The organism is Paenibacillus taihuensis (assembly GCF_003386535.1).
Classification (GTDB): domain Bacteria; phylum Bacillota; class Bacilli; order Paenibacillales; family Paenibacillaceae; genus Paenibacillus_Z; species Paenibacillus_Z taihuensis.
Map to the genome: position 1 here is coordinate 75,969 of NZ_QTTN01000033.1, position 7,436 is coordinate 83,404.

7 protein-coding genes are annotated in these 7,436 nt (G+C 51.0%); 2 read left to right on the top strand and 5 right to left on the bottom strand.

Annotated features, from left to right (window positions below; translation table 11 throughout):
- Positions 1 to 55: 55 nt before the first annotated feature.
- From A8990_RS22830 to A8990_RS22845, 4 genes are all read right to left on the bottom strand, one after another.
- On the bottom strand, positions 56 to 760 hold the full coding sequence (locus A8990_RS22830; protein WP_116191363.1) for an HAD family hydrolase: 705 nt from the start codon (positions 758 to 760) through the stop codon (positions 56 to 58).
- A 33-nt stretch (positions 761 to 793) separates the two neighbouring features.
- Positions 794 to 2,533 carry an ABC transporter ATP-binding protein gene (locus A8990_RS22835; protein WP_116191364.1) on the bottom strand — a complete coding sequence of 580 codons (1,740 nt, stop codon included), beginning with the start codon at positions 2,531 to 2,533 and terminating at the stop codon, positions 794 to 796.
- Between the two features lie 186 nt (positions 2,534 to 2,719).
- Positions 2,720 to 3,934, bottom strand: coding sequence for a hypothetical protein (locus tag A8990_RS22840; RefSeq protein ID WP_116191365.1), 1,215 nt, complete (start codon positions 3,932 to 3,934; stop codon positions 2,720 to 2,722).
- Positions 3,912 to 4,466 carry an RNA polymerase sigma factor gene (locus tag A8990_RS22845; protein ID WP_116191366.1) on the bottom strand — a complete coding sequence of 185 codons (555 nt, stop codon included), beginning with the start codon at positions 4,464 to 4,466 and terminating at the stop codon, positions 3,912 to 3,914. The genes A8990_RS22840 and A8990_RS22845 overlap by 23 nt, the downstream gene beginning before the upstream one ends.
- Before the next feature lie 489 nt (positions 4,467 to 4,955).
- Between A8990_RS22845 and ahpC the strand changes: the two genes are divergently transcribed.
- Together ahpC and ahpF are read left to right on the top strand one after the other, a co-directional pair.
- Positions 4,956 to 5,519, top strand: coding sequence for an alkyl hydroperoxide reductase subunit C (gene ahpC, locus A8990_RS22850; RefSeq protein ID WP_116191367.1), 564 nt, complete (start codon positions 4,956 to 4,958; stop codon positions 5,517 to 5,519).
- Between the two features lie 14 nt (positions 5,520 to 5,533).
- Positions 5,534 to 7,063 (top strand): alkyl hydroperoxide reductase subunit F, encoded by a 1,530-nt coding sequence (gene ahpF, locus A8990_RS22855; protein WP_116191368.1) that lies wholly within the window; start codon positions 5,534 to 5,536, stop codon positions 7,061 to 7,063.
- A 139-nt stretch (positions 7,064 to 7,202) separates the two neighbouring features.
- Here the strand turns inward: ahpF and A8990_RS22860 are convergent.
- Positions 7,203 to 7,436, bottom strand: a 234-nt coding sequence (locus A8990_RS22860) for a transposase (protein WP_147306853.1), incomplete at its 5' end; no start/stop codon positions are given.

A 7,436-nucleotide genomic window follows, 5' to 3' on the forward strand; every position in this document is an offset into this window, starting at 1 on the left:
CCGCAGCTAACGGACTCAGGAGCTGCTATTTCCTGAAAGCACAGGTTTCTGTGCGCTAACGGACTCCACAGACGTTATTCCAGGGAAACGAGCCCTCCGGTGCAGTAAAAGTGGCAAATATCGACTCTGGTGTCCGTTGCATTTTTTCGGGGGCTATTTTCGACGGAATAAAGTCATTTCGGTCCGTTAAACTCTCCTCTATCTTCCTTACCCACAATCCGTCCTCATCAGCGAGAAGCGTTTGCCAACCTAACTCTCTCGCAGGCGCTAGATTGCCCTCCGAATCATCAACGAATAAAATGCGCTCATGCGACTTCAGGTTGGTTTGTACGATTTCATAGATTTGAGCAACTGGTTTACAGAACCCCGACTGGCTCGAGATCGTGATACTTGCTACAAAAGGTTTGATTGGCTCTAGCACCGGTAATAGCCACTCATGGCGGTGGTTGCTCAGCAGATGGATATCGGCAGCTTCGCTCCATACTGGTATACGGTCAAAAGCAGGTAATACACGAAGATGTTTTACCATTAGAGCACGCCCATCCTCAATCGCTAATTGAGGGCAGTACCTATTCATCCACCGCCAAAATGCATCCTCCCCAACTTGCCCAGACCACAGTGTATCACGCAGTTCTTGCTTGAATCCCCCTTTTAGTTCCTTATAGGGGACCGCAGCGATATCAGCAATCTCCCTCCATAACTCTGGCAGATTCGTAACGATGACACCGCCCGCATCCAGCACCAATTGCAATCTACTCATACACTCAACTCTCCTCTTTTCATACACCCCACCTCACGCCAGCACCTGACTAAACTGCATCTGATACAGCTTCGCATACAACCCGCCGCGTTCCAGCAGCTTGGCATGGGTGCCTTCCTCAGCGATGCCTTGCTCCGAGAGGACGATGATGCGATGCGCGTTTCGGATCGTAGACAGCCTGTGCGCGATGACGAAGGTCGTGCGGTTCTTCGCCAGATGCTCGAAGCTCTCCTGCACCACCCGCTCGCTCTCGTTATCGAGCGCGGAGGTCGCCTCATCGAAGATGAGAATCGCCGGATCTCGCAAGAAGACCCGCGCAATGCTGAGCCGCTGCCGCTGCCCGCCCGATAACTTTACGCCGCGCTGCCCGACATAGGCATCGTATCCGCCAGGAAGCTCCATTATAAAATCATGCGCGTTCGCTTGCTTCGCAGCCTCCACAATCTCTGCATCCGTCGCGTCAGGCTTGCCGTATCGGATATTCTCCTTAATCGTCCCCGCGAACAAATAGACATCCTGCTGCACAATTCCGATGTTCGCGCGCAGCGACCTCAGCTTCAACTGACGGATATCCACGTCATCTATGAGAATCGCGCCTTCGCTCACCTCATAGAATCGCGGAATCAAGCTGCATAGCGTCGTTTTGCCGACTCCGGATGGTCCGACCAGCGCCACGTACTCCCCCGGATTAGCCGTCAATTGAATGCGGTTCAATATACAATCCGACTCTCGCTCATACTGGAAGCCGACGCCTCGGAACTCTACTTTCCCTTTAACCTCGCTTATCTCGACCGCATCCGGAGCATCCGTAATGTCCGACTTCACCGCCATCGTTTCCATGAAGCGTTCAAACCCGGCGATGCCATTTTGCAGATTTTGCGTGAAATTAATGAGCCTTCTCACCGGATCTACCAGCATGGCGATGTAGAGCAGGAAGGTAATGAGCTCGTTAAGCTGCAGCCTGTGATTACCGATCAGGACTGCGCCTACAATGACTACCGCGATGTGGATGAAAGAAATAAACCCCGTTAATCCATTGAAAAATAAAGCCTCCACAAAGTAACCCTGCCTGCGGCTCTCCAGAAACCGGGCATTGCTGCGTCTGAATTTGCTCATTTCCACCGACTCGTTGGCGAACGATTGCACCACTCGAATACCGGACAGGCTGTCCTCGAGCTGCTCATTCACTTCAGCAATCCGCTCCTTGTTCTTCTTCAGCGCACCTTTCATCTTCATGCTGAAATGATAGGCGAACAGAATCATCACGGGCAGGATAAGGAAAATCGTAAGCGTAAGCGTCCCGTTGATGTTCACTAAGATGATAAAAGAGCCAACAATTCGGACCAGCGAGATCATGATATCTTCCGGCCCGTGATGAGCAAGCTCGGAGATGTCGAATAGATCATTCGTCGTTCGCGACATCAGCTGGCCCGTGCGCGTGTTGTCATAGTAGCGGAATGATAGCTTCTGAAGATGCGAGAACAGATCGTTTCGCATATCCGATTCGATTCTCGCCCCCATGACATGTCCATAGTAATCCGTATAAAAGCTGCTCACATACTCCACGACCATTAACAGCAGGAACATCCCCGCCATCTGTACAATCATATCGGTGGCGACACCTTCGTCGCTAATTGCATATTCGGTTATCCGGTTCACCAGCAGCGGGAAGGCGAGCACTGCAGCCGAAGCCAGCGATGCGAAGAAGAGATCCGCAATGAGCGCCTTCTTATAAGGCTTGTAATACGCCACAAACTTTCTGAATGGGTCCAAAAACATTCCTCCACTTTAGATGTTTTAGCAGTCTAGTGTCCTTATTCATGGCGATCACAACGTTTCTCATCGGTATCACTCCTATAATTAATATGGTGAAGTTGCAGCCTTGACGGCCTAGGCCTAACAGATAGGTATTCGCAGAGGAAGGCAATTACTCCTCGTCAGCGCGGTGTTCTTTTTCTTCTATAATCGATTTATCCCGTTCTCGATGGCTTGCTGGTAGGAAGGATGCTCCTTCGACTTGGCCGCGTAAATGACGAGCGCATTGCCGATTTCGTAGGTGATCGGGATGTTCGTCACTTGCATTTCTATCATCACATGGTTGTATTGCTGCGCCCCTTTCACCCGTGCCTCTACCGTTGGGAAGATATAAAAGTACACGAATTCCGGGTCACTCTGATCCGTCTGATCTTCCGCTTCAATGGCGTAAACTTCAGGTATAACTTGCTCGAGCTGCATCGGATTCCCGGTTATCCCGTATGGGACGAGCTTCACATGCTGATCTTCGATGGCTTTCACAATCATCTCAGTCGTGAACGGACTTAGCTCTGTCCCGAGGTCAACACTCATCGGAACACTTGCCATGTTGCGCGGGTCGTTGAACGTGGTGCTGGCGACAATCGCCCCTGCTGCGCTGTGCGCCTCTATCCCATATGGAGCGTCTGACGTCTTCGGCAGCTCTGCGAACCATATTCGCTGCCCATCCTCGATCTCCACAACCTTCGCCTCGTAGGTTCCCGGATTAGTGCCGCCTGCCGTCACGATTATGCTGGTGATGGACGAATTCATCAGCTGGCCGAATACAATCGGGAAGGGACCGCGAATACCTTCAAACCTCGGCATGCTCATATAATTGAATGCTTCTTTCTTGTTCATGGGATGACCTACCCCATACATACCGCCCATGACCCATTTCCAGCCGAGCCATGTTCTGCGTACGAACTCAACCCCGAGATCCGTTCCGTCACCCTTCACAAAATCGCGTTTTATAAAAAGCAGCATCCCCCCATCAATTGCCTCTTGATGAACAACCCGCATGGAAGTGTATCCCCGGAATTTCATGACTGCTTCTTCCGGCGTCTTGCCAATCGGAATTTTCACTGTGCCTGTGATCCCAGCTGCCCGTGAGTATCGCCAGTCCGCGAATCCGCCAGGGGTATCGTAGGCATAAGCACAAGCAGCCAACAGAACAATGAAAACCGCTGCTGCCGCGGACCAGACTAGCCATGGCCTGAGCTTACGTCTGCTTGAATCGGCTTCCTCAGGTGCCGCATGCTGCTGAATCGCGGCAATCTGTTGTTCCGAAGGCTCCCGACTCTCGCGCCAAGGACGCTGCTTCAGCCGATCGAACAGAGGATCCGCTTGACGCATCTCATCATCTGAACGCTTTATCGTCATCGATCTGTCCCTCCTTCATTCGCTTCGCCAGCTTCGCTCTCGCGCGGGCAAGCCGGGATTTCACGGTACCTTCGGCAATCCCAAGCAGCTCAGCGAGCTCCTTGTACGACAGCTCATAATGCGCGTACAGAATAATGGCTTCACGGTCGCTTCTAGGAAGCTCAAGCACATTCGACCAGATCTCGTCCGTGAAGCTGGCGGTCAAATAATCGTCTTCCGCTGACGCCGACCGCTTCGTGTCCTCAAAGAGCCCGATCAGCGTCACTTTGCGAAGAAAAGCGGATTTGCTGTAGTTAAACGCCGTATTGCGGGCGATTTTGAACAGCCAGCTCTTGATCGAGCACTGTCCGCGAAACGAGTCAATTGAGCGGAACGCCCGAATGAACGTCTCCTGTGCTATGTCCTCAGCCACGTGCTCCCGGCGGGTCAGAAAGTAGGCGTACTGCCACACATCATGCCAATATTGACGGGCAAGCCTATCCATCTCAGGCTGATCGAGCTTCGTAATATGTTTAAGATAGTCATCCTCCACGCAGCCGCTCCCCCCTCTCTCCACTAATCAGACAACTGAAATGGATAAAAGTTCCCTTTTTCGAGAAAAAAATAAAAGGACTGCCTCGAGAGGCAATCCTTGATGAAGGTCGTAATGAAGTTCGAGTTAGCCTCTAGTGCGACTTCTCGGGCATTCGGCATCAGCATAAGTGCCAAAATACACTTATTTTGTTCGAATGGCGCTTGAGGTACGAAATAAGTGCATATGTGCACTTATACCGGTGGATTTCCGCTGGATGAGGTAGATTCGCGCTAAATAACTGCATTTTTGCGCTTATTTGCTGGAATCGAGCCACATCGAGCCAAATAGATGTATTTTTGCACTTATTGCGGTTGAGGGTTATACGTCCTTAACTGAAAATTATTATCAATTGGAAGCGAAAACGGGTTGACAAAAGTCAAAATGAGAACTATTATCAGTTTATAATAATTATAAATTAATATTAATTCTCCAGGAGGAACACACATCATGTCACTAATCGGAAAAGAAGTACTCCCATTCAAAGCGCAAGCCTTTCAAAACGGTCATTTCATCGAAGTAACGGAAGCTAATCTCAAAGGACAATGGAGCGTTGTATGCTTCTATCCAGCTGATTTCACGTTCGTCTGCCCAACGGAGCTTGGCGACTTGCAGGATCAATACGCAGCTTTGAAAACACTTGGCGTAGAAGTTTACTCCGTATCGACGGATACGCACTTTACCCATAAAGCATGGCACAGCCAATCGGATACAATCGGCAAAATCGAATACATCATGATCGGAGATCCATCACATACGATTTCCCGCAATTTCGACGTACTTATTGAAGAAGAGGGTCTGGCTGACCGCGGTACATTCATCATCGATCCGGACGGCGTCGTTCAAACAATTGAGATTACGGCAGGCGGTATCGGCCGCGATGCGAGCACGCTCGTGAACAAAATCAAAGCAGCTCAATACGTTCGCAACAATCCAGGCGAGGTATGCCCTGCAAAATGGCAGGAAGGCGCTGCAACGCTTAAACCGAGCCTCGATCTCGTCGGCAAGATTTAAGGGGGGGGATGAATATGGTATTAGATCAGGAAATTAAGGCACAATTAAACCAATACCTTGGCTTGATGGAAGGCGATGTGCTGATCAAGGTCAGCGCAGGCGATGATCAAGTATCGCAAGAGATGCTTGCTTTGACGGACGCGATTGCGAGCATGACTTCCCGGATTCGAATCGAGAAAGCGGATTTGCCGAGAACGCCAAGCTTCAGCGTGAGCCGTCCGGGCGAAGATACGGGTATCGTGTTCGCGGGCGTACCGCTCGGACACGAGTTCACATCCTTGATTCTAGCCCTGCTCCAAGTCAGCGGAAGAGCCCCTAAGGTTGAGCAAGAAGTAATCGATCGGATCAAGAACGTCCAAGGCGAATACCGCTTCGAGACGTATATCAGCTTAAGCTGCCATAACTGCCCGGATGTCGTGCAGGCGCTGAACCTGATGAGCGTCCTTAATCCAGGCATTTCGCATACGATGATCGACGGCGCCGCGTTCAAAGCTGAAGTGGAAAGCAAGAACATTATGGCTGTTCCGTCCGTTTTCTTGAACGGTGAATTTTTCAGCGGGGGCCGCATGACCATCGATGAGATTTTGGACAAAATAGGCATGAAGCGTGATGACTCGGCGCTGTTCAACAAGGAGCCTTTCGACGTGCTCGTTGTAGGCGGCGGACCTGCAGGCGCAAGTGCGGCTATCTACGCAGCGCGCAAAGGTATTCGTACCGGTATCGTAGCGGACCGTTTCGGCGGTCAAGTTGTCGATACGCTTGGCATTGAGAACTTCATCGGCGTGAAATATACGGAAGGTCCGAAACTCGCGGCAAGTCTCGAGGAGCATGTGAAGGAGTACAACGTCGATATCATGAAGCTGCAGCGCGCGAAACGCCTCGAGAAGGCGGGCGAGCTTGTTGAAGTGGAGCTTGAGAACGGCGCTGTGCTGAAGAGCAAGACCGTTATTCTGTCCACAGGTGCGCGTTGGCGCAATATCGACGTTCCCGGCGAAGAGGAGTTCAAGAACAAAGGCGTTGCTTATTGCCCGCATTGCGATGGTCCTCTATACGCAGGCAAGCGCGTTGCCGTTGTCGGCGGAGGCAACTCCGGCGTCGAAGCAGCGATCGATCTCGCAGGCATTGCGAGCCATGTTACCCTTCTATCTTCTTCGGAATTGAAGGCAGACGCGGTGCTTCAGAACCGTCTGTACAGCCTTTCGAACGTTACGGTGCTCAAGAACGTGCAAACGAAAGAAGTTACAGGAACGGACAAAGTGAACGGCATTTCCTACATTGACCGTGAGACAGGTGCCGAGAAGCATGTCGAGCTGGAAGGCGTGTTCGTTCAAATCGGACTCATTCCGAATACCGAATGGCTAGGCAGTAATATCGAGCGTTCAAGCGCAGGCGAAATCCTCGTGGATAAGCGCGGTGCGACCAGCTTGCCAGGCGTGTTTGCCGGCGGCGATTGCACGGACAGCCCTTTCAATCAGATCGTGATCTCAATGGGCTCAGGCGCAACGGCAGCACTGAGTGCATTTGATTACCTCATTCGAAATTAATAGCCGATTTCAAAGTAAATCCCGCTGAGGAAGCAGCTTGGGTGCGAGTTACCTCAACTTATAATGGATAAAGAGTCAATTTCATAAGTCTATGATCGCTAGGTAGCACTCACTCAAAACCCAAGGATTTTTAAAAAAATCAGGCTGCACAGCGTGTCCTTCTCAATTCTTGGTTCAGTTTATCAAGGGCGAACTTGCATAATGTATAGGTCAGACAAGTAAGGTCCATCTCAACGAAGGCCCGCTTTTTGCGTTTGCGCGTTCCCGTTAGTCCAAAGTAGCTTTTTAAATAGGCAAATACACGCTCGACAGCTGTGCGACGTGAATACAGTGTTGCAAACTTGCTGCTGCCGCGAGCCGGGACCGTGTATTT